The 21,643-nt window shown below is 62.0% G+C and carries 18 protein-coding genes; 10 read left to right on the forward strand and 8 right to left on the reverse strand.

The features are described 5' to 3' along the window. The 3 genes from RIF72_RS18645 to RIF72_RS18655 form a co-directional block, all read left to right on the forward strand. Window positions 1–1,529, forward strand: a 1,529-nt coding sequence (locus RIF72_RS18645) for a carbohydrate-binding domain-containing protein (protein ID WP_375164253.1), incomplete at its 5' end; no start/stop codon positions are given. 187 nt (window positions 1,530–1,716) lie between these two features. After that, window positions 1,717–2,457 carry a response regulator transcription factor gene (locus tag RIF72_RS18650; protein ID WP_309076304.1) on the forward strand — a complete coding sequence of 247 codons (741 nt, stop codon included), beginning with the start codon at window positions 1,717–1,719 and terminating at the stop codon, window positions 2,455–2,457. Between the two features lie 5 nt (window positions 2,458–2,462). Further along, the gene (locus RIF72_RS18655) at window positions 2,463–3,989 is read left to right on the forward strand and encodes a HAMP domain-containing sensor histidine kinase (RefSeq protein ID WP_309076305.1); all 1,527 of its coding nucleotides are present in this window, start codon (window positions 2,463–2,465) and stop codon (window positions 3,987–3,989) included. 140 nt (window positions 3,990–4,129) lie between these two features. Here the strand turns inward: RIF72_RS18655 and RIF72_RS18660 are convergent, their stop codons facing one another. Both RIF72_RS18660 and RIF72_RS18665 read right to left on the reverse strand, forming a co-directional pair. Continuing rightward, a complete protein-coding gene (locus tag RIF72_RS18660; RefSeq protein ID WP_309076306.1) occupies window positions 4,130–4,561 on the reverse strand; it encodes a hotdog domain-containing protein in 432 nt (143 codons plus the stop codon). 82 nt (window positions 4,562–4,643) lie between these two features. Further along, the gene (locus RIF72_RS18665) at window positions 4,644–5,228 is read right to left on the reverse strand and encodes a hypothetical protein (RefSeq protein ID WP_309076307.1); all 585 of its coding nucleotides are present in this window, start codon (window positions 5,226–5,228) and stop codon (window positions 4,644–4,646) included. A gap of 367 nt (window positions 5,229–5,595) precedes the next feature. On the opposite strand from RIF72_RS18665, the gene RIF72_RS18670 reads away from it, so the two are divergent. After that, on the forward strand, window positions 5,596–6,702 hold the full coding sequence (locus tag RIF72_RS18670) for a class II histone deacetylase (RefSeq protein ID WP_309076308.1): 1,107 nt from the start codon (window positions 5,596–5,598) through the stop codon (window positions 6,700–6,702). Window positions 6,703–6,709: 7 nt separating this feature from the next. Here RIF72_RS18670 and RIF72_RS18675 read toward each other — a convergent pair whose 3' ends face one another. The 5 genes from RIF72_RS18675 to RIF72_RS18695 form a co-directional block, all read right to left on the reverse strand. Continuing rightward, a complete protein-coding gene (locus tag RIF72_RS18675) occupies window positions 6,710–7,711 on the reverse strand; it encodes a LuxR C-terminal-related transcriptional regulator (RefSeq protein WP_309076309.1) in 1,002 nt (333 codons plus the stop codon). 54 nt (window positions 7,712–7,765) lie between these two features. Beyond that, window positions 7,766–10,171 carry a phosphoenolpyruvate synthase gene (gene ppsA / locus RIF72_RS18680; RefSeq protein ID WP_309076310.1) on the reverse strand — a complete coding sequence of 802 codons (2,406 nt, stop codon included), beginning with the start codon at window positions 10,169–10,171 and terminating at the stop codon, window positions 7,766–7,768. Window positions 10,172–10,313: 142 nt separating this feature from the next. Further along, window positions 10,314–11,132: a pyruvate, water dikinase regulatory protein gene (locus tag RIF72_RS18685; RefSeq protein WP_309076321.1), complete on the reverse strand. Its 819-nt coding sequence runs from the start codon at window positions 11,130–11,132 to the stop codon at window positions 10,314–10,316. Window positions 11,133–11,776: 644 nt separating this feature from the next. Beyond that, window positions 11,777–13,300, reverse strand: a complete 1,524-nt coding sequence (locus tag RIF72_RS18690; RefSeq protein ID WP_309076311.1) for an APC family permease — start codon at window positions 13,298–13,300, stop codon at window positions 11,777–11,779. A gap of 64 nt (window positions 13,301–13,364) precedes the next feature. Beyond that, complete coding sequence (locus RIF72_RS18695; RefSeq protein ID WP_309076312.1) at window positions 13,365–14,330, reverse strand: zinc-binding dehydrogenase; 966 nt, start codon at window positions 14,328–14,330, stop codon at window positions 13,365–13,367. A 98-nt stretch (window positions 14,331–14,428) separates the two neighbouring features. Here RIF72_RS18695 and RIF72_RS18700 point away from each other — a divergent pair, with 98 nt between their 5' ends. The 5 genes from RIF72_RS18700 (at window position 14,429) to RIF72_RS18720 (ending at window position 20,236) form a co-directional block, all read left to right on the forward strand. Next, entirely contained in the window at window positions 14,429–15,772 is a 1,344-nt protein-coding gene (locus tag RIF72_RS18700; protein WP_309076313.1) for a glutamine synthetase family protein, read from the forward strand. After that, window positions 15,772–16,485 (forward strand): hypothetical protein, encoded by a 714-nt coding sequence (locus RIF72_RS18705; protein WP_309076314.1) that lies wholly within the window; start codon window positions 15,772–15,774, stop codon window positions 16,483–16,485. Before RIF72_RS18700 ends, RIF72_RS18705 begins: the two co-directional genes overlap by 1 nt. A 95-nt stretch (window positions 16,486–16,580) precedes the next feature. Beyond that, on the forward strand, window positions 16,581–17,306 hold the full coding sequence (locus RIF72_RS18710; protein ID WP_309076315.1) for a type 1 glutamine amidotransferase: 726 nt from the start codon (window positions 16,581–16,583) through the stop codon (window positions 17,304–17,306). 129 nt (window positions 17,307–17,435) lie between these two features. Further along, window positions 17,436–18,695 (forward strand): cytochrome P450, encoded by a 1,260-nt coding sequence (locus RIF72_RS18715; RefSeq protein WP_309076316.1) that lies wholly within the window; start codon window positions 17,436–17,438, stop codon window positions 18,693–18,695. Between the two features lie 35 nt (window positions 18,696–18,730). After that, complete coding sequence (locus RIF72_RS18720; RefSeq protein ID WP_309076317.1) at window positions 18,731–20,236, forward strand: aldehyde dehydrogenase family protein; 1,506 nt, start codon at window positions 18,731–18,733, stop codon at window positions 20,234–20,236. A gap of 29 nt (window positions 20,237–20,265) precedes the next feature. Here RIF72_RS18720 and RIF72_RS18725 read toward each other — a convergent pair whose 3' ends face one another. Next, the gene (locus RIF72_RS18725) at window positions 20,266–20,928 is read right to left on the reverse strand and encodes a GntR family transcriptional regulator (RefSeq protein ID WP_309076318.1); all 663 of its coding nucleotides are present in this window, start codon (window positions 20,926–20,928) and stop codon (window positions 20,266–20,268) included. Window positions 20,929–21,099: 171 nt separating this feature from the next. On the opposite strand from RIF72_RS18725, the gene RIF72_RS18730 reads away from it, so the two are divergent. Further along, on the forward strand, window positions 21,100–21,643 hold a 544-nt coding region (locus tag RIF72_RS18730; RefSeq protein ID WP_309076319.1), incomplete at its 3' end, for an aminotransferase class III-fold pyridoxal phosphate-dependent enzyme.

The raw sequence follows: 21,643 nt of genomic DNA on the forward strand, positions 1-21,643 counted from the left end.
CAACAGGCATCTCCCCCACCGGCGTCTCGGCCATCAGCGGCACCGGCACCTCGTCCACCACCACCTCCGGCACCACGCAGGCCGTCTCCCTGGACACACTGGCTGCCGACACCCACTACGACGCCGACGACCTCACCTGGGACGCCGCCGCCGAAACAGCCCTCACCCTCGCCGATGGCGCCAGCACGGTCACAGCAGGCTCCTCAGATGCCGTAAAGGTCGACGGCGACACCGTTACCATCACCGCGGCCGGCACCTACCGCCTCAGCGGTTCCCTGTCCGACGGGCACATCGTGGTGGCAGCAGGTGAAGAGGACGTGGTCCGCATCATCCTCGACGGCGCGGACATCACCAGCACCACAGGTTCCCCATTTGTCGTGCAGAGCGCCAATGAAGCCATCGTCTACCTCGAGGACGGGACCTCCAACTCCCTCAGCGATGCCGCCGCATACGCCGACCAGGGAACGGACGCGCCAAATGCCGCGCTGTACTCAATGGCGGACCTGACTATTGCCGGTACCGGTTCCCTGGCTGTGGACGGCAACTACAACGACGGCATTTCGGCCAAGGACGGCCTTGTCTTGGCAGCCGGCAACGTGACCGTGGACGCAGCGGACGATGGCATCGTGGGCAAGGACTACGCAGTCCTGCTCGACGGCGCCTACCAGGTGTCCGCGGCCGGCGACGGTTTCAAATCGGACAACGACGAGGACGAGGGCCGCGGCTGGGTTCTGATCAACGGCGGCACCCTCAACGTCAGCGCCGGCGACGACGGCATCAAGGCCTTCAATACCCTCACCATCGCAGCCGGCACCACCACAGTGCAGGAATCCGAGGAGGGCCTGGAAGCCCAGCACATCACCATGACCGGAGGCACCGCCACCGTCACCGCCAACGATGACGGCGTAAACGCCTCAGGCGGGTCCAGCACCTCCGGCACCTCAGTCCAAGGCGGAATGGGCGGAGGAATGGGCGGCGGTGCAATGGCCGTTGGCGACTACACGGTGGACATCAGCGGCGGCCTCCTGACCATCAACTCCCAAGGCGACGGCCTGGACTCCAACGGCAACGCAAGCATCTCCGGCGGCACCGTCGTGGTCAACGGCCCCACCAACAACGGCAACGGCGCCCTCGACGTCAACGGAGAACTCGCCGTGGCCGGCGGGACCCTGGCGGCGGCAGGAAGCGCTGGCATGGTGGTTACACCGGGCTCATCCTCCACACAGTCAGGTGTGCAGGTCACGCTTGGATCATCAGTCGCGGCGGGAACCGTGGTCCAGATTGCCGACTCCTCCGGCACGGTGGTTGCGGCATTCGTCACCACCAAGGCCACTGCCTCGCTGGTCTTCTCCTCCGCTGCCATCGCCGAAGGACAGGAATACACCATCTACACCGGCGGCACCGCAAACGTGAGCGGGGGCATCGGCGAAGGGTCCCTGGACGGCGCCACACAGCAGGGCACAGTGACCGCCGGGGAGTACACCGCAGCCCAGGGCCCTGGCGGCGGTGGCGGCGGACCGCGCCGCTAAACCTCAGACGCTTTGACACCCTTTAACAGCGCTTCCCAACACTTCACTTGGCCAATCCTGCTGTAGAGGCACCGCCCCAAATATTCCAGCAGGTCACATCCCGGTGGCACTGGCTGGCTAAGCTATTCACAGCCAGGGCACAGGAACACCATAGCCGGACCTATACGAACGATCGGAGAGTTGTCCCATGGCCACTCCACATTCCATGACCAACAATCTCCCTCAGCTGTCGCACCCGGACGGGTCCCCTATCCGTGCCCTGGTCGTCGACGACGAGCCCAGCCTTTCTGAGCTAATGAGCATGGGCTTGCGCATGGCCGGTTGGTCGGTGGCCGTGGCCGCCGACGGCCCGGAGGCCGTGAAGCTTGCCAAAGACTTCCGCCCCGACGTCCTGGTGCTGGACGTGATGCTGCCCGGATTCGACGGCGTTGAGCTGTTGGGCAGGATCCGAACCTTCGCGCCGGAGGTACCTGCGCTCTTCCTTACCGCCAAGGACGCCGTCCAGGACCGGATCGTGGGCCTGGCCGCCGGCGGCGACGACTACGTCACCAAACCGTTCAGCATGGAAGAAGTCCTGCTTCGGCTGCACCGCCTGGTGCAGCGTTCCGGCGTTGCCGCCATGGACACCGCCGAGCTGGTGGTGGGCGACCTTGTCCTCAACGTCGACACCCGGGAGGTTACCCGGGCGGGCCAGGACGTCCAGCTCACGGCCACCCAGTTCGAGCTCCTCCGCTACCTGATGGAAAACCCCAAGCGGGTGATCAGCAAGGCACAAATTCTGGACAGGGTCTGGGACTACGACTTCGGTGGCCAGGCCAACATCGTCGAGCTCTACATCTCCTACCTGCGCAAAAAGATTGACGCTGTCCACCCGCCTATGATCCACACCGTGCGCGGTGCCGGCTACGTCATCAAGCCCGCAGAGTAGCCGCCATGGCTTCCCCCAAAGCTCCGCACCCCCACCGCAGGAGCTGGCTCAAACCCAACACCTGGCACCTCCGGACCCGGCTGATCCTCCTGGCCATGGCCTTGCTGATCGCCATCTGCGGTGCCGTGGGAGTAGCCAGCTACGCATCCATGGACGCCTTCCTCACACGGCAGCTCGATGAACAGCTAAGCCAGGCCGCCGACCGATCCAACGATCCCGGCCGTCCCCCGATGGGTGGCTTAAACGGACGCGACCCGCTGGACGCGCGCGGGCAGAGTGTGGGCACCCTGAATGCTCGCATTGTGGACGGCCAGGTGAACAGCGCCGGCTTCCTCGCATCCGACACAACACGGTCCCCGCTATCCACCGAAGACAAGGAGACCCTGCTGGCCCTGGCGGCCAACGCACAGCCGGTGGACCGCACACTCTCCAACGGCAACTACCGGCTGGTGGCGGTCACAACGAATTTCGGCGACGTCCTGGTTACCGGGCTCCCTCTCGCGGCCAAGGAAAGCACACTCACATCCTTGGTGTGGACCTTCGTGTTCGTCTCCCTAGGCGGCCTGCTGCTGGTAGGCCTGGTGGGAACGGTCCTGATCCGGCGCACTATGAAGCCGCTGGAGCAGCTCTCCGAGGTGGCCACCCGGGTGTCACAGCTGCCGCTCGACGCCGGCGAGGTGGCGCTGGCGGTGCGCGTGCCGCCGTCGAACTCCAACCCGGGAACGGAAGTGGGCAGCGTTGGCCACGCGCTGAACCTCATGCTGGACAACGTAGCCAGCGCGCTGCAAGCACGGCAGAAGAGCGAGACCAAGGTGCGGCAGTTCGTGGCGGACGCATCGCACGAGCTGCGGACCCCGCTGACCGCCATCCGCGGCTACACCGAGCTAATGCGCATGACGGAGAACTTCACTTCGGACGGCGAGAAGTCCCTGACCAGGGTGCAAAGCCAGTCCGAACGGATGACCGCGCTGGTGGAAGACCTGCTGCTGCTTGCCCGCCTGGACGAAGGGCAGCCGCTGAAACTCAGTCAAGTGGACCTCACGCAACTCGTGGTGGAGAGCGTCAGCGACGAGAAAGTCATGGCCCCTAGACACAACTGGCGCCTTGAGCTGCCCGATGAGCCGGTGGTGGTCAACGGCGATGCCTCGCAGCTGCGCCAAGTGCTGATGAACCTGCTCTCCAACGCCCGCAAGCACACACCGCCGGGCACCACAGTAGTAACCGGGGTCGGCACTTTACCCGAGGGTGCGGCGACGGTGACGGTGACGGACGACGGCGGCGGCATTCCTGCCGAGTTCGTGGATCATGTCTTTTCCCGTTTTGCCCGCGCAGACGCGGCCCGAAAGGGCTCGGGAGACCAGGCGGGGTCCTCCGCGGCAGAGGGCACCAGCGGCCTGGGCCTGTCCATCGTCCAATCCATTGTTGAAGCCCACGGCGGACGAGTAACAGTAACGTCACAAGCGGGACGAACAGAGTTCGCCTTGCAGCTGCCTCTCCCGCGCATTGAGCAGGGCGTCTTGCCGCGGACGTGATTCCCGCCAGCTTCAAGTGCGGGATGCCGGGCAGGAGGAGGGGTCTCAATGTTTTGGCTTGGCCTTGGCAATGCTCAATGGGAATGGGTCACATGTAGTGGCAAGGAACTGTCAAGTAGGGCGCCCAGAGTTTGCCGTCCCTAGCTGTGTGGTGTTTCCGTGAGGTGGTGTGTGGGGATCCTGTCTCGGTCGTATGTAATTTCCTTGTAGCCGTGCGGCTCGGGCTTGCCCTCACTGTTCAGGTTTACGAATACGATCTCTTCGATGGTGAGGATGCTTCGCCGGGTGATCATGTTTCGGACTTCAGCTCGCATGGTCAGCGAAGTTCGGCCAAACTTAGTTGCCATTAAACCCATTTCGATTAGATCCCCCTGAACAGCTGAGCTGACGAAGTTGATTTCCGAAATGTACTTTGTCACCGCCCTGCCATTGCCCAGTTGGAGGATGGCATAGATTGCTGCTTCCTCGTCTATCCATTTGAGGAGACTGCCACCGAACAATGTGCCGTTGGCGTTTAGATCTTCTGGCCGCACCCACTTTCGTGTGCGGAAGGTTATATCGGTGGATGTCATGGTGAGACCTTACTGCTGCAGCGGAGTTGACTGGTGTTTATGTCCCCCATTGGGAAATCCTATGGCGTAGCAGTGGCACCGTTCACAAGATGGGCTGTTGCTTTACGCGCGAGCGAGGCTGTTGTGAGTACAAGTGGACCAGGCACTTTCCGCAATCAAGAGGACCTGAATGATGGCCGCGTTGTCCTAGGCTCCCGATGCCGCCATGCACAGATAACTTGGCAGGATTTCGTCCTGTACGGCATGAAGCCCACAGGAGGGCCGTGGCCCCGGGAGGGGGGCTTGGAGTCTTGGTTGGTGAGTTGTTCAAGGCTTGACCGAGGAGAATAAAGGCCTGCTCGATGTCTACCCTGCGTGCGAAGGTTAATTGCTGCATAACAAGCCCGTCTGTGGCCGCGAACAAGACGCACGCGAGCAGATTCGGCTGTGCGAATCCGCGTTGTTCAAAGCCTTTACTGATGACCTGCATGTAGTGGGTGTAGAGCCGTTCGACGGTGGCGCGCATCTGAGGCTGATGCCGGGCTGACAGGAGCATCTCGTATTGAAAGAACTGGAGTTGGGGTTTGGTGGCTATCTGGCGAACGAAATCCACGGCGAACTGTTCCCCATACGCGGCTTCGGATCCTAGGTCCGACATTTCCAAGGTCTGCTGGGTGGCCCATTCCATCGCGGCTTCTAAGAATGCTTCGCGGGTGCCGATGTGGTTGGTGTTCCTGTCCCTGCAGGGCGTCATAGTTCTGCTGCAGCTTTGGTGGCCGGCTTCCTCGCAGATCTCCCCAACGCCGGACAATAGGCCTTCTCAGCCTGGTAATTGGAGTTAGATCGCTGCTGTATGTGGCAGCCAGGGCTTGGATGGCCATGCGCCACGCGTCGATGGCCGGGCGTTAGGAGTCGCCTTCATGGGTTTCTCACCCGTTGCAATGAGCGGGTCGGGCTTCTCTGGAATTGGCAGAATCAATGGGCAAAAGTGCCTATTGGTGGTCTCCGACTGCCCCTGTTGACTGGTGGGAACTCGTACTAAAGGAAGAGGGACCATGGTTACAGGCGCTTTGTGGGACGAGAAATACATGTGGTGGGATACGCGCTCAGCGGGAGCCTTTATTCCAGCTGGCGGGTGGGTTGAGCCAGACGAACACGTTGAGAACCCCAGGACCAAGCGACGGTTGAAGAACCTTTTGGATGCTTCGGGCTTGTCCAAGGAGCTTAAGTGGCAGGACGCGAGGCCGGCCACAGTAGAGGAAGTCTGCCGCGTGCACGATCGTGCTTACGTGGAACGCATGAAGGAGTTGTCAGACTCCGGCGGCGGTGACGCGGGTGAGCTGGTTCCGTTCGGTCCGGGTGGCTACGACATCGCCATGCTTGCCGCCGGCGGTGCGATTGTGGCTGCCGAAGCGGTGCAGAACCGCACCGTCCAGAATGCCTACGCGCTTATTCGCCCGCCGGGCCATCATGCCGAACGTGACCGCGGTCGCGGGTTTTGCATGTTTGGCAACGTGGCTATCGCCGTCCGTCACCTACAGGAGGCTTGCGGAGTAGGACGTATTGCAGTTGTCGACTGGGATGTTCACCATGGCAACGGCACACAGCAGGCCTTTTATGACAGTCCGGACGTGCTGACCGTGTCCCTGCATCAGGATCGCTACTACCCTCACGAGTCAGGCACTGCCGAAGAAATCGGCGAGGGCGCCGGAATGGGGGCCAACCTCAACATTCCTTTGCCCCCTGGCACCGGCCCCGGAGGATACCTCCACGCCTTCGAGTCCCTTGTCGTGCCCGCTCTGCTTCGCTTTCAGCCGGAATTCATCATCGTTGCCTCCGGTTTCGATAGCAGCGCCCTTGATCCGCTTGGCCGCCAGATGCTGCACTCGGAGGCATATCGTGAGATGACCCGGATGATGGCCTCGGTGGCTGCCGAAACGGCTGAGGGGCGCCTGCTCATTGTTCATGAGGGCGGCTATTCAGCAGCTTACGTGCCCTTCTGTGGTCTGGCGGTCATGGAAGAACTCAGCGGGATCCGCACCGAGGTCGAAGACCCCTTCCTTGACTTCCTGTCCGAAATCGGGGGCATGGACCTTCAGCCGCACCAAAAGGACGCGGTGGCGGCATTGTTGCCACTGCTGGAGAAAGTCCCCGGCGCCTAACGCTGCCTTAAGGGATTCTGTGGGATGGGAGGGGCTGAGCGAGTACGCGCAGCCCCTCCTCCACTGCCCGGGCCGCAGCAGCTGCCCGGCTTGGGGTTCCGAGTTTAGACATGAGGTGCTCGATGTGGTGGGCCGTGGTCCGCTCGCTGATTCCCAGGCGTCGCGCGATCAGCGTGTTTGAAAGCCCTTGCGCGAGCAGGGTGAGCACCACCAGTTCGCGCGCCGTCAGTTGGTGAGGTGCATCTGCCGGCCGGCCCCAGACGAGGCAGCCACCACGGACGGCAGTTAGTCGGATCCTGTACCACTGGCCGCGTTCACACCAGAGCCATGCGGTAGTAGCGCCCCTGCTGGCGGTCCGTTCTATTAGCTTCGCCGATTCTGGCCCCGGGGCAATCGGCAGCAGTGGTAGCCCCGGGACCGGGCTAACCTGATGTCCCACTACAAGGCCGGCGAGGTCGCCCTCTCCCATCGCGTTTACGAGGGTGCGCCAGGTCCGGGTTAGGTCGATCGAGTTGGCGATTGATGGAGCGGCCCACTGCATTGCTTCCATTACGCCGGACGGCAAGGAGCCGTCATTCGCAGTGCTCAGATGCAGATTTCCGGTGTATCGCCCGTCGCGGGTAACTAAGCGGGCGGTTGCTCCTCCGGAGAACCCTGCAGGGCGAAACACTTCAAGTACTGAGGGGGATTCCGTGTAGTTGGCAACGTCGCCCCATGACAGGGCATGACGGCTCGCATCGCTGACCAGCCTCTGGTAGCCGGCGTCCTCGACCAGAAAACCTGGCCCTGAGAGGTGTGCTGTGACCGTTTCGGGATATCCGAAAGCCACCAGCGAGTTCACCTCACCTGAAACCGGGTGCCATTCATCAATGGCGGCAGCAGCGATCGGGGCAATGGCGCACAGTTCTTCAACGACGGCAGCTGCTGCTTCCCTACCGCCTCCGCTACTGGAAGCAGCTGCTGCGAAAGCCGATATTAGTCCGGGAACTGAGACATTTGTCGTGACCATTAGTGCACTCCTGCACCCCTCGTTGTTGTCCGAGTGTCCGGGTACCGTCGCATGTCAGTTCGCCTCGACACCAACTCCTGCCATGACGACCGTGCGGGCGAGACGGAGCCAGGTTTCTACTACGGTGTCGGGGTTCAGGGAGACGGAGTCAATACCCTCGGCCACCAGCCACTCTGCGAAGTCTGCGTGGTCGCTGGGGCCCTGGCCGCAGATGCCCACGTATTTTCCGCGCGCCTTGCATGCCTTGATGGCCATGCTCAGGAGCATCTTTACGGCAGGGTCGCGTTCATCGAATCCGGCAGCGACAGTGGCGGAATCCCTGTCCAGACCCAGGGTCAGCTGGGTCATGTCGTTGGAGCCGATGGAGAATCCGTCAAAGTATTCCAGGAAGTCCCCCGCCAGCAGCGCGTTGGAGGGGATCTCGCACATCATGATCACTTCCAGGCCGTTCTGCCCACGGACAAGTCCGTTCTCCGCCAGCAACTCGATGACGCCGCGGGCCTCATCGAGGGTCCGCACGAACGGGATCATCAACTTGACGTTTGTCAGCCCCATCTCATTCCGGACGAAGGACAGGGCCTCGCACTCGAGGTCGAAGCAGTCCCGGAATGATGGGTCCAGGTAGCGTGAGGCACCGCGGAATCCGAGCATCGGGTTTTCCTCGTGGGGCTCGTACGCAGGCCCGCCAATGAGGTTGGCGTATTCGTTGGACTTGAAGTCGGACATCCGGACAATGACCGGTTCCGGCGCGAACGCCGCCGCGATGGTGGACACTCCTTCGGCCAGCCGCTTGATGTAGTAGTCGCGCGGGTTCTCGTAAGCGGCAATCCGTTCCCGGATTTCTGCGGCGACGTCCTCCGTCTGGCTGTCCAGGTTCAGGAGGGCCTTGGGGTGGATGCCGATTTGGCGGTTGATGATGAACTCCAGCCGAGCCAGGCCCACCCCGTGGTTGGGCAGCTGGGCGAAGGTGAACGCCTGTTCCGGGGTGCCGACATTCATCATGACCTTGACCGGGGCCTCAGGCAGGTGAGTGATTTTGGTTTCCTCGACGCTGAAGTCCAGGAGCCCGTCGTAGATAAGTCCGGTCTCGCCGTCCGCGCAGGAGACAGTGACTTCCAGGCCGTCGGAGAGGGCGTCGGTGGCGTTTCCGGTGCCGACGACGGCGGGAATTCCCAGTTCGCGGGCAATGATGGCTGCGTGGCAGGTGCGTCCGCCGCGGTTGGTGACGATGGCGGAGGCGCGCTTCATGATGGGTTCCCAGTCCGGGTCAGTCATGTCTGCGACGAGGACGTCACCGGTTTTGAAGGCGGCCATTTGGTCAATGGCGGTGAGGATGCGGACCTTGCCGGCGCCGATGCGTTGTCCGATGGCGCGGCCCTCGGCCAGCACCTGGCTGGTTCCGTTGAGGCGGAAACGGCTCAGGCTCCCCGAGGTGCGACGGGACTGCACTGTTTCAGGGCGTGCCTGCAGGATGTACAGGCGGCCATCGATTCCGTCCTTGCCCCATTCGATGTCCATCGGGCGGCCGTAGTGGTTCTCGATGGCGATGGCGTGCCGGGCGAGCTGCTCGACGTCCTCATCAGTGAGGCTGAAGCGGTTCCGCAGCGAAGCCTCAACTGGAACAAAGTCAATGGTGTGGCCCACTTCGCGGTTGCTCGTGTAGGTCATCTGAAGGGCCTTCTCGCCCAGTCCGCGCTTCAGTATCGCGGGCCGGCCGGCCTGAAGTGCAGGTTTATAGACGTAAAACTCGTCCGGGTTCACGGCGCCCTGGACGACAGCTTCGCCCAGGCCGTAGGAGGAGGTGACGAACACTGCGTCCTGGAACCCGCACTCGGTGTCCATGGTGAACATGACGCCGGAGGCGCCGACGTCGGAGCGGACCATGCGCTGAACCCCGGCTGACAGCGCGACCTCAGCATGTTCGAAGTTGTGGTGCACGCGGTAGGCGATGGCCCGGTCGTTATAAAGGGATGCGAACACATCCTTGATGGCGAGCAGGATGTTCTCGATGCCGCGCACATTCAGGAAGGTCTCCTGCTGGCCGGCGAAGGATGCGTCGGGAAGGTCTTCTGCGGTCGCGCTGGAACGGACGGCCCAGGAAAGGTCTTCGGAGTCGTCGTGTTTGTCCACCAGCTGCTGGTAAAAGTCGCGGACCTGTGCCTCAAAGTCCGGCAGGAAGGGCGTCTGGCGAATGAGGGTCCGGATCTCCTGGCCAGCTGAGGCGAGGGCGGTGACGTCATCAGTGTCCAGACCCACGAGCCGGTCGACAATCTTTTGGTCCAAACCGGAATCCGCCAGGAAGCTGCGGTAGGCATCCGCTGTCGTTGCGAAGCCGTCCGGCACGAGGACCCCGGCTGACGTGAGATTTTGAACCATTTCGCCGAGGGACGCGTTCTTTCCGCCCACCCGGTCCAGGTCCTTCAGTCCAAGCTCGGAGAACCACAGTACGTTTTCTGTCATTGTTACTGCTCCTTTGCAGAAGATGCATGGGGGCCCAACTAGCAACGATCGCTGGTCTGGGCGGGAAATCCTGTTTCACAGTTACAGGTCTTCGCCGCTCTTTCCACACGATGTACGCCACAAAGGGCCGTGAGGTCGTCTTTCAGTGCTTAATGTTCATCCGTTGCAGGATGGTCGCTGCCATTTCCTCCACGGAGACGGTTGCCGAATTCAGGTACGGGATCCTGTGAGACACGTACAACTGTTCGGCGCTGCGGAGTTCGAAGCCGCACTGTCGCAACGAGGCGTACGGTGAGCCGCTGCGCCGTTCGGTGCGGATCTGGCTCAGGCGCAGGGGGTTGGATGAGAGCCCGAAACATTTCGAAACGAACGGTCGGAGGGGCTTGGGAAGCCCTTCCCGCTCAAAGTCTTCATCTACCAGCGGGAAGTTCGCCGCAAAGATGCCGTGTTGCAGCGCCAAGTACATGGTGGTGGGTGTTTTGCCGCACCGGGAAGGAGCCACCAGAATCACTTGCGCTTTTTCAAGTGCACGCAGGCTCTGGCCGTCATCGTGTTCCATGGCGTATTCGACGGCGGCCATCCTGGATTGGTAACGTGCTGCATTCCCCAGCCCGTGCGCCCGTCCCGGTTCCCCGCTGGCGGGGATACCCATTGCCTGCTCCAACTGCCCTACATGCATCCCGATGAGGTCCACGACGATTCCCTTGCATGTCGCCAGGATATGCCGAATGTCGTTGTTGACCGCGGTGGAGAAGACGATCGGCTGCGGGCCACTGGCGGCGACGCCGTCGATGGACTTCACTACGGATCTGGCCTGGTCGGCTGTGGTGATGAAGGGAACCGTGATGCGGTCAAAATGGTTCGCGGGGAACTGCGTCAGCAAGGTGTTTCCGAGCGTTTCCGCCGTAATGCCCGTACTGTCCGAAAGGAAGTAGACGGGGCGACGATCGTCCTTGGTTATTAAGGAATTCTCCACCAAATGTTGTCTGGCCACCTCAGCGACCTTACTGCCGGCTCCCGCATGCTGCCTATGTGTCACTTCACCAATGCCTCCGCCTGGCGGGCCGATGGACATGAACTCTGTACAATATCCGCTGCGCTGATCCTGTAGTTGAGGCCCGGGTGGTCGTTGGTGACCCACACTTCAAATGCTTCGCACCGTTCGTAGAGCCTTCTACATCCAGTGTCTTCCTGAAGCCACACTATGGCTCCATCGTTCGTTACGCCATCGATAATGCCGCGCGCCAGCGTTCGTCCGTCTTTGACGATTTCCGCTGTGGCACCGTCCACAGAAGTCCAGTCGCCAACCTGCCGGCTGCTGTTGATTCTTTCGTGCAAAATCTTCCTTTCGACTCCGGAAGGGCTTAGGTGCGGTTGCGGCCAGGCTTGGTGGCACTGAGCAAAGACGTAGCCTCCCCGCTGGGAGGCTACGTCTTTAGGAAATGGGTTCAACCCCTGCTGCCTGCAACGTCTCTGGCTCCCCCTTGCCAGGTCCGTGGTGTTGGCGCGGGAATCATCCTGCCAAAGCAGGCCGAGTTCCGTTGTACGGGAACGGTGCTTAAGCGCGCCCCAGGTTGGGACTAATGCTGCAGCAGTTTCCCTCTATCAGGAAACAAACTCCTTCAAAACCTCATCGTCACTCTTCTTGCGCTCCAAGATGAGGCCATAGATCAGCGCTATCAGGAATGTGCCGAAGGGCAGTGTGACCAGGGCCCACCCTGTGGCGTTCATTTCCCATGCCGGGCTGTCCGCCCCCGCGGTTCCGCTGATCAGGCCGAAACGTGCCAGCAGGAGGTACTCGGCGACGATAATCGACACCAGGCCCAGCAGGGGCGCAATCAGTGTGTTCCAAAGGCGGGTGTCTGCCCGGGTTTGCCGGAAGAAGCGGATGACTGCGACGCAGACAAGTCCCTGGATGAAGGTCAGCCCGAGAATGGCGGTGATTGAGAACCAGTAGAAGAGGGTTACGACCGGGTCCAGGCCTGCCAGGGCAAAGGCCACGATGGTCACCACGCCGATGAGTGTCTGAAGCACGGATGCGCGGACGGGTGTCTTGTAGCGGCCGGTAACGGCGAGGCCGGAAGGCAGCAGCCCGGAGCGGCCCATGGAGTAAAAGTAGCGTGCAGCGGAATTGTGGAACGCAAGAACGCCGGCGAACATGCTGGTGATGAGCAGCCAGCTCATGACTTCCGGCAGCCAGGGTCCTACGTATTGGGCTGACACCGAGAAGAGCAGTTGGGCGGGATCAGCCAGGGGGGTCCCTTCGAGGGCTGTTACCTCAAGTGTCTTGTTGACGATATTTGAGGAGCCGGCTCCGGAGATGATGGCGAAAGACGTCAGGGCAAAGACCATGGTGATGATGATGACGGCGGCGTACGTTGCCCTAGGGACGGTCCGTTTGGGGTCGCGGGATTCCTCGCCGTAGATGGCGGTGGCTTCGAAGCCGATGAATGCCGCGAAAGCGAAGGCAAAGGCAATGCCGGGTGCGCCCTGGAAGATGTTGACGGGGTTGAATGATGCGGCGAAGTCCAGTCCGTCCGGTCCCCCGCCTTGGAGGATGACCGCAACGCCGGTGAGGATCATCGACGCCAGCTCCAGTGTGAGCAGGACCCCGAGGACTTTGGCGCCAAGGTCAACGTTGAGGATGCCGAAGACCTGCACGATGCCGATGCACAGGAGGCACCAGACCCACCAGGGCAGATCCAGCCCGAGCGATGCCATCTTTTGGGAGACGGTCGCCCCGAGGAATCCGTAAATGGCTGTCTGGACCAGGCAGTAGGACAAAACAGAGACAAAAGCTGAGGCCACGCCCCAGGGCGCGCCCAGGCCGCGGCCGACGTAGGCAAAGAAAGCCCCGGCATGTGTTACGTGGTGGCTCATGGTCGCGTAGCCGACGGCGAAGAACAGCAGCATGATGCCTGCGATGAGGAACGCTCCGGGGGCGGCGGCTCCGTTGCCGAGGACGATGGTGCTTGGGACGAGGCCGGTCATGCCGGCGATAGGGGCGGCGGCGGCCACCACGAAGAAAACGATCCCGGGAACTCCCATCGAGTTCCGGTGCAACTGGTTTTTTTGTCCCTCCTCTGCTGGTCTCGGGGAAACCTTCAGAGCTTCTTCTGATGAAGACATAGCTAGTCCACTTCCTTGTGTCTTGTAGCGGTGATTTCGGATGTATTGGATGAGGCCGGTGGGCCTAGTCCATGACCAGAACGGCGCGGCCTTTGATGCTGCCGGCGCGAAGGAGGTCGTGTGCGTGTTGGGCTTTTTCGAACGGGATGGGCTCGACGGAGTGTTGCAGTGGATGGTTTTGGGCGAATTCCAGAAGTTCCTTGAGTTCATCCAGGCTTCCCCAGATGCTTGTGGTGAGAACGGCTTCGCTGGGCACAGCTCCTACGCCGAATTGGATGCGCCCGCCCCAGAGGCCGACGACGACAATGATGCCCTGCCGGTTGATGCTTGATGCCGCCGCGGCCATTGTCGCGTCAGCTCCAACGAAGTCGATAACTGCGTCATATTTACCGGTGAGCTCGTCCGCGCCGCAGGCGACGTCGGCGCCCAGGTTGCTGGCGGCGGTCAGTTTCTCGGCCGAGGTGTCGACAACGGTGAGCTCAGCATTCGTCAAGGTTTGGAGGAACTGGATGGCGAACTGGCCCAGGCCGCCTGCCCCGATGACAATCGCCCTTGAGTTCATGCCCTGCAGGTGGGGCAGTACGCGCTTGACCGCGCGGAAGGCTGTCAGGCCACCGCAGGCCAGCGGGGCTGTGGACACCGGATCCAGGTCCCCGATGGGAACGAGGTAGTCCCGCTTCGGGACACGCATGTACTCGCTGTAGCCGCCGTCGGAGACGATGCCTGCTTCGCGGCCGTTAGGGCAAATCATTTCCAGGCCGGAAGAACACTGGCGGCACTCCGCCTGGCCGCACCCCCAAGGGGCGTAGAGCAGAACGCGCCCCAGTTCGTGGTGTTCGCCCACCACCTCGTGTCCCAGAACCACTGGGTAGGGCCCGCCGAAATCACCGTCCGCTACATGGAGGTCGGAGTGGCAGACGCCGCAGGCCAAAACCCGTATCACTTCCTCTCCGGGGACAGTAGGTGCGGGTATCTCCCGCTCCACGAGTTCGAGCGGAGCGTGCGGCTTGCTGACGACTATTGATTTCACAAGTTTTTCCGTTCATATTTGGTATACGGGATACGCTAACTGGTGATTTACATTACAGTTAGTTCCAGTCCACTGGCTAGTAGGAGACCGAGGAAATCATGAGCCCCACCGTTTTGACACCGCCGTCAAGCCTGGAGGACTGCGCGAGGATCGCGCAGGAGCACGGCGTGCACACCGTTGAATGCGTCTTCACCGATACGTGGGGGATGCCGCGCGGAAAGATGCTGCCGATGGAGCAGTTCCTGACTGGGTCAGGTTTTTCCATCGCGAACGTAGCCTTCTCCTGGGACATGCGCAGCGACATCCACCCCACGCCGTGGTCGCCGGAGGACAGTGAATATCCGGACATGCACGCCGTTCCTGACCTTTCCACATTCCGCATCGCAGGCTGGACGACCGGCATGGCGACGGTCATGTGCGACATGCGCGACCCCAAAACCCACGAGCGCATCCCGATGGACGGCCGGGGGATGGTAAAAGACACGCTCAAGGAATTTGAGTCGCTCGGTTACCGCGTGGACATGGCCACTGAGCTGGAATTCCATCTCTTCACCAGCGACTGGAAGCCCATCTCCGACAAGTCGTACTGCTACTCCCTGGACCGCGCAAACGAACTGGAACCGGTCATCGGCGCCATCCGTGCCGCGCTCACTGCCTCCGGGATCACCGTTGAGGCCAGCAACGTCGAATACGGCCAGTCCCAGGTGGAGATCAACCTGAAATACGGCGACGCCCTCACCATGCTGGATAACACAATCCTCTTCCGTCACATCGTTCGCCTGGTGGCACGGCAGCACGGGATGAACGCCACATTCATGGCCAAGCCCATCAATGGCGGCGCCGGAAGCGGACTCCACGTCCACCAGAGTCTCTGGAACAGCGACGGAGTGAACGTCTTCTCAACGAAGGACACCACGGACCCGGTGCACTCGGACGTCATGCGCCGCTACCTCAGCGGGCTTGTCACGCACCAGCTGGACCTGCAGGCGATCGCACTTCCCACGGTCAACGACTACAAGCGCATTGTGGACTACTCCTTCTCCCCCACCCAGGTGTGCTGGGGCCTGGACAACCGCTTGGTGGGCGTCCGCTGCGTCACAGACGCCGGACCGGGAACGCGCCTTGAGGTGCGCTGGGCGGCCGCTGACGCAAACCCATACCTGGTAGCCCAGGGCTACCTCCAGGCCGGCCTGGATGGCCTGAAGAATGACCTGCCGCTGCAACCTATGTCCACGGGTGATCCGCATAAGGACCCCAGCCTCCGCAGGGTAGCTCCCACCTTGTCTGATGCGGTAAGCACCTTCGCCGGCAGTCCGTTCGCCAAGGCCGCATTCGGTGAGATCTTCGTCGACACGTACACGGCGATGCAAAGGGTTGAGCTGGCTGCGTTCGCTGCCCACGTCACCGACTGGGAGTTCAACCGCTACCACGACGTCCTCTAATGGCAGAAACCGATTCCAGGGCAAAGACCGTCCTGCTCATCACGCACGAACAAACGTCCTGCACCGACACCGGCATCGTTGGCCAAGCCCTGCTGGACGCCGGCCACATCATCAAAACCCACGAAGTCTTCTCCACCGGGCCCGACGGCACCCGGACAATCAACGCCAACTTTCCCCACCCCGCGGAATTTGATGCAGTCATCGCCTTCGGCTCCTTTGGCCACATCTACGAGATCACCGATGACTGGCTCACCCGGGAAATCCAGTACATCGCAATGCTGCACCAGCACGGCACCCCGTATCTGGGCATTTGCTTCGGCGCCCAGCTGCTGGCCGAAAGCGTAGGCGGCCGTACTGTCCGCGCCGACAGGATGGAGGCGGGCCTGGTCACCTTCGAACCCGACCACACCTGTCCGATCCCGTCCGGGCCGTGGTTCTCCTGGCACAGCGACAAAGTCGAACTCCCCGAACACGTTGAGGTACTGGCCACCACCGACGTCGCCCCGCAGGTCTTCCGCACCGGCAGGTCCATCGGGGTGCAGTTCCACCCCGAGGCCGATGGGGAACTCATGGAGGAATGGATCAGAATCGGCGGCCACGAGTTGGAGGGCGTCCTCTCCATCGAAGACTTCCGACGCCAATGGGCCGCGCACGAGCCCGCCGCAGAACGCAACACCAAGGAGCTGCTGGATTGGTTCCTGAACTCACCGTAACTCCTGGTCCCGGATGCCCGCTTTCATGGCTGACGGACCGAACAGACAGCTATTAGCAGGTGCGCCAAGCATCCAGATTTTGAATGGACGGGAAAGTGCAGACACCACGTCGCAGACCCCTCATCGCCGTACCCGGTAGATTCTCCGACAGCGCCTCCGCGCTGAGATACAAGGCACTGGTCAACGCCCATGCACTCATTAAGGGCGTGTACGACGCCGGCGGCGAGCCGGTCACCATACTCCCGGTCGCGGAACCGGGAACGCCCGAGGACACACTCTATGAAGAAGTCGCGCAGCGGCTGGCTTTCGCGGACGCTGTACTGCTCCCTGGGGGTGCCGACATGTCCGCCTGGCGCTACGGCCAGGAAACCCACGCCGAATCCGACGCCGGGGATGACCTGCAGGACGCATTTGATCTCGCCGTTGCCCGGTACGTCGTGGAAAACAAGGTTCCTACTCTCGCCGTCTGCCGAGGCATGCAGGTTTTGAACGTCTCCCTGGGCGGCGATCTGGAACAACACCTTCCCACCCCCCACATGAACCAGATCCACACCATCACCCTGGACGCAACCAGCTCCCTGACGTCATCCATCGCCCGGAACCCCCAGGTTTCCTGCTACCACCATCAGGCGGTAAGGAATCTAGGCAAGGGGCTGGTAGCCACCGCCTGGGCTGAAGACGGCACAGTTGAAGCACTCGAACTACAGGACGCAGGATTCTGGATTCACGCAGTGCAGTGGCACCCCGAGGACACGGTCGCCTCCGACCTCGCCCAACAGGCGCTCCTCAAGGAATTCATCACAAACATCCCCGTGGATTAGTCCCGGGATCAAAACCTAACATCACAAAAGGTTGCCGAGCGGGACGACCACCACTAGAAGTCCGTATACGGTATACGCTAAATGGGCGGCCGTGGTCGGACTGGCCAGCATTACCCAAGGAGACGAATTATGAGCCAAACCCACGTGCACACCCACGACGCTCTTTCCGACCTCGCTTTCGAGGACGGAGTGCCCTACGAGTACTTTGACCAGGCCAGGCAGGAGGACCCGGTCCGCTGGGTCGAGGAAGAAGACGGCCCGGGCTACTGGTCCGTCACCCGCTATGCCGACGTCGTTGCCGTGACGCGCAATTTCCAGCAGTTCTCGTCCGAGACCGGTGGAACCACCCGCGAGGACATCGAACACGAGGACCTGCTGGCGCGCCAGACCCTGATCGACACGGATCCGCCGCTGCACACAGCGATGAGGCGCGTCCTTTCCGCCCGTTTCACTCCCGGCACCGTTCACAAGGAATGGGTCGGCTTCGTCGAGGAGCTGGTGGAGAAGACGCTGGACCAGGCATTCACCCGGCCCAGCTTCGACTGGGTCGCCGACGTCGCCGCAGTCATCCCCATGATCGTGCTTGGTGAACTGCTCGGGGTCCCGACCGAGGACCGTGCCTACCTCAAGGCACTTGGCGACGAAATGATTGCCGGAGCGGACCCTGATCATGCTCCCCGCACCGCCGACTCCCCCGAGAACGTCAAGGAAAACAGCGGCTACCCGTTCTCCAGCCCGGCAGGAAGGGACATCTGGAAGTACGCCGATGCCCTGCGCGACCGCAGGGACGGGAACCTGGGTCATGATGTGTTTTCGCTGCTCATGACCGGGAACATCAACGGACGCAAGCTCACCACCCGCGAGCTGGATAACTTCTTCTCCCTCCTGGTGGTGGCCGGCAACGAGACCACCCGCATGGCCCTGTCCCATGGTCTCCTTGCCTTCGCCCAGAACCCGGACCAGTTCCGCCGCCTCAAGGAAGACCCTTCCCTGCTGAACACTGCAGTGGAGGAAGTGCTCCGGTGGGCCACACCCATCCACCACTTCCGCAGGACCGCGCTGGTTGACACCAAGATCGGCGAAACACCGATCAAGGCCGGAGACAAGGTCCTCATCTGGTACGCGTCCGCGAACCGGGACGAAACCGTCTTCGACGCACCCTACACCTTCGACATCGGGCGCAAGCCGAACCCGCACGTGGCCTTTGGCGGCGGCGGCCCCCACATCTGCCTGGGCAACAGCCTGGCCCGCCTGGAGCTACAGATTGTCTTCCGCGAGCTGGCCAAGCGGGTTGAAACCATTGAAATTGACGGCCCCGTGCACCGGCTTCGCTCCAACCTCACGCACGGCATCAAGGAACTGCCGGTCCGTCTGACGTACGCCGCCTGATTCCACTCCACTTACATGCCAGACAAGGGAAAGCCATGACATACGACGCAGTGATTTCGGAAACCTCGCACGAGATTTCGCTTGCCACGCAAGCCTTCATCGAACGGACCCAGGGACTTCGAATCGGCACTGACGCCGACCGGGAAGCCACATCGGGGGCTACGTTCCAGTCCATCAACCCCGCGACCGAGAAGGTTCTGGGTTCCATCGCTTCCGGCTCAGCGGAGGACGTGGACTCCGCCGTTGCCGCAGCCAGCGCTGCCCTGTCCTCCAGTGGCTGGGGTACGGCGAGCCCTGCCACCCGCGCCCAGTACCTGTTCGATCTGGCCGACGCGGTCGAGGCCAACCGTGAGCAGCTTGCTGAACTGGAAACACTGGATATGGGCAAGCCCATTTCCCAGGCACTGGACGACGTCGGGGGCGTGGCGGCCGTCTTCCGGTACTACGGCGGCTGGCCAACAAAGCTCGAGGGATCGATCAACCCCGTCCGCCAGCCCTATTTCGGGATGACCCAGATAGAGCCTCTCGGCGTCTGCGGCGCGATCACTCCGTGGAACTTCCCGCTCGTAATGGCCTCGCATAAGATCGGGCCTGCCCTGGCAGCGGGCAACACCATGGTCATCAAACCGGCTGAGGTCAGCAGCTACTCCACACTCCTTCTGGCCGACCTCGCCCGCCAGGTGGGCCTGCCCCCGGGAGTGCTCAACGTCGTCACCGGGCCCGGCCGCACGGTGGGACAGGCGATCGTCGACCATCCCGACGTCGTTAAAATCTCTTTCACCGGGTCCACTCCCGTCGGCCGCCGGATACTCGAGGCAGGCAGCCGGCAGATGAAAAAAGTTAGCGTGGAACTGGGCGGAAAGAGCGCGAACATCGTCTTCCCTGACGCTGACATCCAGGCCGCCGCCAAAGGCTCCGCCGAGGCCATGTGGGAAAACGCCGGGCAGGTGTGTGTCGCCCCGACCAGGATGTTCGTGCACGAGGACGTCTACGACGAACTCGTCGAAGCGCTGGCCCGCGAAACCAGGGCACTCAGGATCGGGGACCCGCTCCTCACGGACACAGAAGTGGGCCCGCTCGTCTCAAAGGACCAATACGTGTCGGTCCAGGAGTACATCGATATCGCACGTTCTGAAGGCGCCCACCTCAGCGTTGGAGGACGGGCCCTGGACCAGGCAGGATACTTCGTCGAACCGACCATCTTCACTGACGTGCGCAACGACATGCGCATCGCCCAGGAAGAGGTTTTCGGACCGGTACTTTCCGTGCTTCGTTTCCGCACAGAAGAGGAAGCCATCAGGCTCGCGAACGATTCAGCGTACGACCTCGCGGCAGCGGTATGGACCCGTGACGTGGCCAGAGCCCTGCGCATGAGCAAGGCACTTAAGGCCGGAACGGTGTGGGTGAATACGCACGGCCGGCTCGATCCCGCGCAGAGCTTCGGGGGCTACAGCAAGTCCGGCAACAGCCGTGAGCTGGGCCGCGAGAGCGTACTGTCCTACACCCGGTCCAAGGCAGTCATGATCGACATGTCCGCCTGAACCACGCGGTGCGGTACAGCCCGCCCCTTCTAGGGGGCGGGCTGTTCGCCGTGGCCCGCGTGCAGTCCGCGGCCGGTATGGATGTGCTCGAAAGCGACCTTGCGCGCCAGCTCGGGGTCCCCGGACTCGGCAGCCTCCACAATGGGGCGGTGCATCTCAGGGAAGTCAACAGCAGTACGGCTTTCCAGGATATCCGCCCACACCGTCGTGGCCATGGCCGTCTGCCAGATGACATCGAACATGCTCAGGAGGTACTCGTTGTCCAGAGCCTCCACCGTGCAGCGGTGAATGGCCTTGTTGACCAGGAACACCTCCATGGCCGTGGTCTGCGGGGCCGATACCAGCTCCTCGTACGTGGACCTCACGTACGTCGCGGCCGCGCCGCCCAGACGTGCAACTTCGGCAAGGGCGAACGGCTCAATAGCTCCCCGGGCAGCGTACTGCTTATCCAGCTCGACATCAGTGAGCTTACGGACAATGTAGCCGCGGCGACCGCCGGGTTCAATGACGCGCTCCATCTCAAGACGATGCAAGGCCTCACGCACGGGTGTCCGACTGATGCCCATTTGGGTCGCCAGATCATCCATCAGCAGCCTTGCGCCGGGACCCAGATCATGTGTCAGGATGCCCTCGGCGATCTGCGCGTACGCGGCATCAGCAAGCGTCTCCCGAGCAAACTCAATCTTCTTCATGGTGTCCCGCCACTTTCTGTTTTTCCCAGCCTACCGGCTATTGGCTTACATCGGATTTGCGTATACCGTATACCTTATTCATTCATTTGAAATCCCTTCTCTTATCCGGGTCGGACCGAAGAAGCGTCACGAACCACCCAGGAAGACCAAACTCACGAAGGAGGCGGCCCCATGACCGCACAGATCACCGTCGGCGGCCCTGAACTCACCCAGGAGCGCAGGATCATCACTGAGATCCCGGGCCCCCGCTCGCGCGAAATTCTGGAACGCAAGGCATCCGCAGTCGCCCGGTCCGTTGGCCATACCCTGCCGATCATCGCTGATGCAGCGGGCGGCGGAACGCTTGTGGACGTGGACGGCAACTCGTTCATTGACCTGGGCTCAGGTATTGCCGTTACGAGCGTCGGCAATTCCAATCCCCGTGTGGTTAACGCGGTTCGTGAGCAGCTTGACCGATTTACGCATACCGCCTTCACCGTGGTGCCCTACGAGAGCTACATTGCCGTGGCGGAGAAGCTGAACGAGATCACGCCAGGGGACTTCACCAAGCGCACCGCCCTCTTCAACTCAGGTTCAGAAGCCGTGGAAAACGCCGTCAAGGTCGCCCGGCGCGCGACCGGGCGCCAGGCCATCGTGGCCTTCGAGCACTCCTTCCATGGCCGCACAAACCTTGCCATGGCCCTGACGGCAAAGAGCGCGCCCTACAAGCAGGGTT

The organism is Paenarthrobacter sp. (assembly GCF_031180005.1).
Lineage (GTDB): Bacteria > Actinomycetota > Actinomycetes > Actinomycetales > Micrococcaceae > Arthrobacter.

Bases quoted from the DNA above. Each gene is read 5' to 3' on its own strand.
- RIF72_RS18650 (WP_309076304.1), top strand. From the start codon at position 1,717: ATGGCCACTCCACATTCCATGACCAACAATCTCCCTCAGCTGTCGCAC.
- RIF72_RS18655 (WP_309076305.1), top strand. From the start codon at position 2,463: ATGGCTTCCCCCAAAGCTCCGCACCCCCACCGCAGGAGCTGGCTCAAA.
- RIF72_RS18660 (WP_309076306.1), bottom strand. From the start codon at position 4,561: ATGACATCCACCGATATAACCTTCCGCACACGAAAGTGGGTGCGGCCA.
- RIF72_RS18665 (WP_309076307.1), bottom strand. From the start codon at position 5,228: ATGGAATGGGCCACCCAGCAGACCTTGGAAATGTCGGACCTAGGATCC.
- RIF72_RS18670 (WP_309076308.1), top strand. From the start codon at position 5,596: ATGGTTACAGGCGCTTTGTGGGACGAGAAATACATGTGGTGGGATACG.
- RIF72_RS18675 (WP_309076309.1), bottom strand. From the start codon at position 7,711: ATGGTCACGACAAATGTCTCAGTTCCCGGACTAATATCGGCTTTCGCA.
- ppsA (WP_309076310.1), bottom strand. From the start codon at position 10,171: ATGACAGAAAACGTACTGTGGTTCTCCGAGCTTGGACTGAAGGACCTG.
- RIF72_RS18690 (WP_309076311.1), bottom strand. From the start codon at position 13,300: ATGTCTTCATCAGAAGAAGCTCTGAAGGTTTCCCCGAGACCAGCAGAG.
- RIF72_RS18700 (WP_309076313.1), top strand. From the start codon at position 14,429: ATGAGCCCCACCGTTTTGACACCGCCGTCAAGCCTGGAGGACTGCGCG.
- RIF72_RS18705 (WP_309076314.1), top strand. From the start codon at position 15,772: ATGGCAGAAACCGATTCCAGGGCAAAGACCGTCCTGCTCATCACGCAC.
- RIF72_RS18715 (WP_309076316.1), top strand. From the start codon at position 17,436: ATGAGCCAAACCCACGTGCACACCCACGACGCTCTTTCCGACCTCGCT.
- RIF72_RS18720 (WP_309076317.1), top strand. From the start codon at position 18,731: ATGACATACGACGCAGTGATTTCGGAAACCTCGCACGAGATTTCGCTT.
- RIF72_RS18725 (WP_309076318.1), bottom strand. From the start codon at position 20,928: ATGAAGAAGATTGAGTTTGCTCGGGAGACGCTTGCTGATGCCGCGTAC.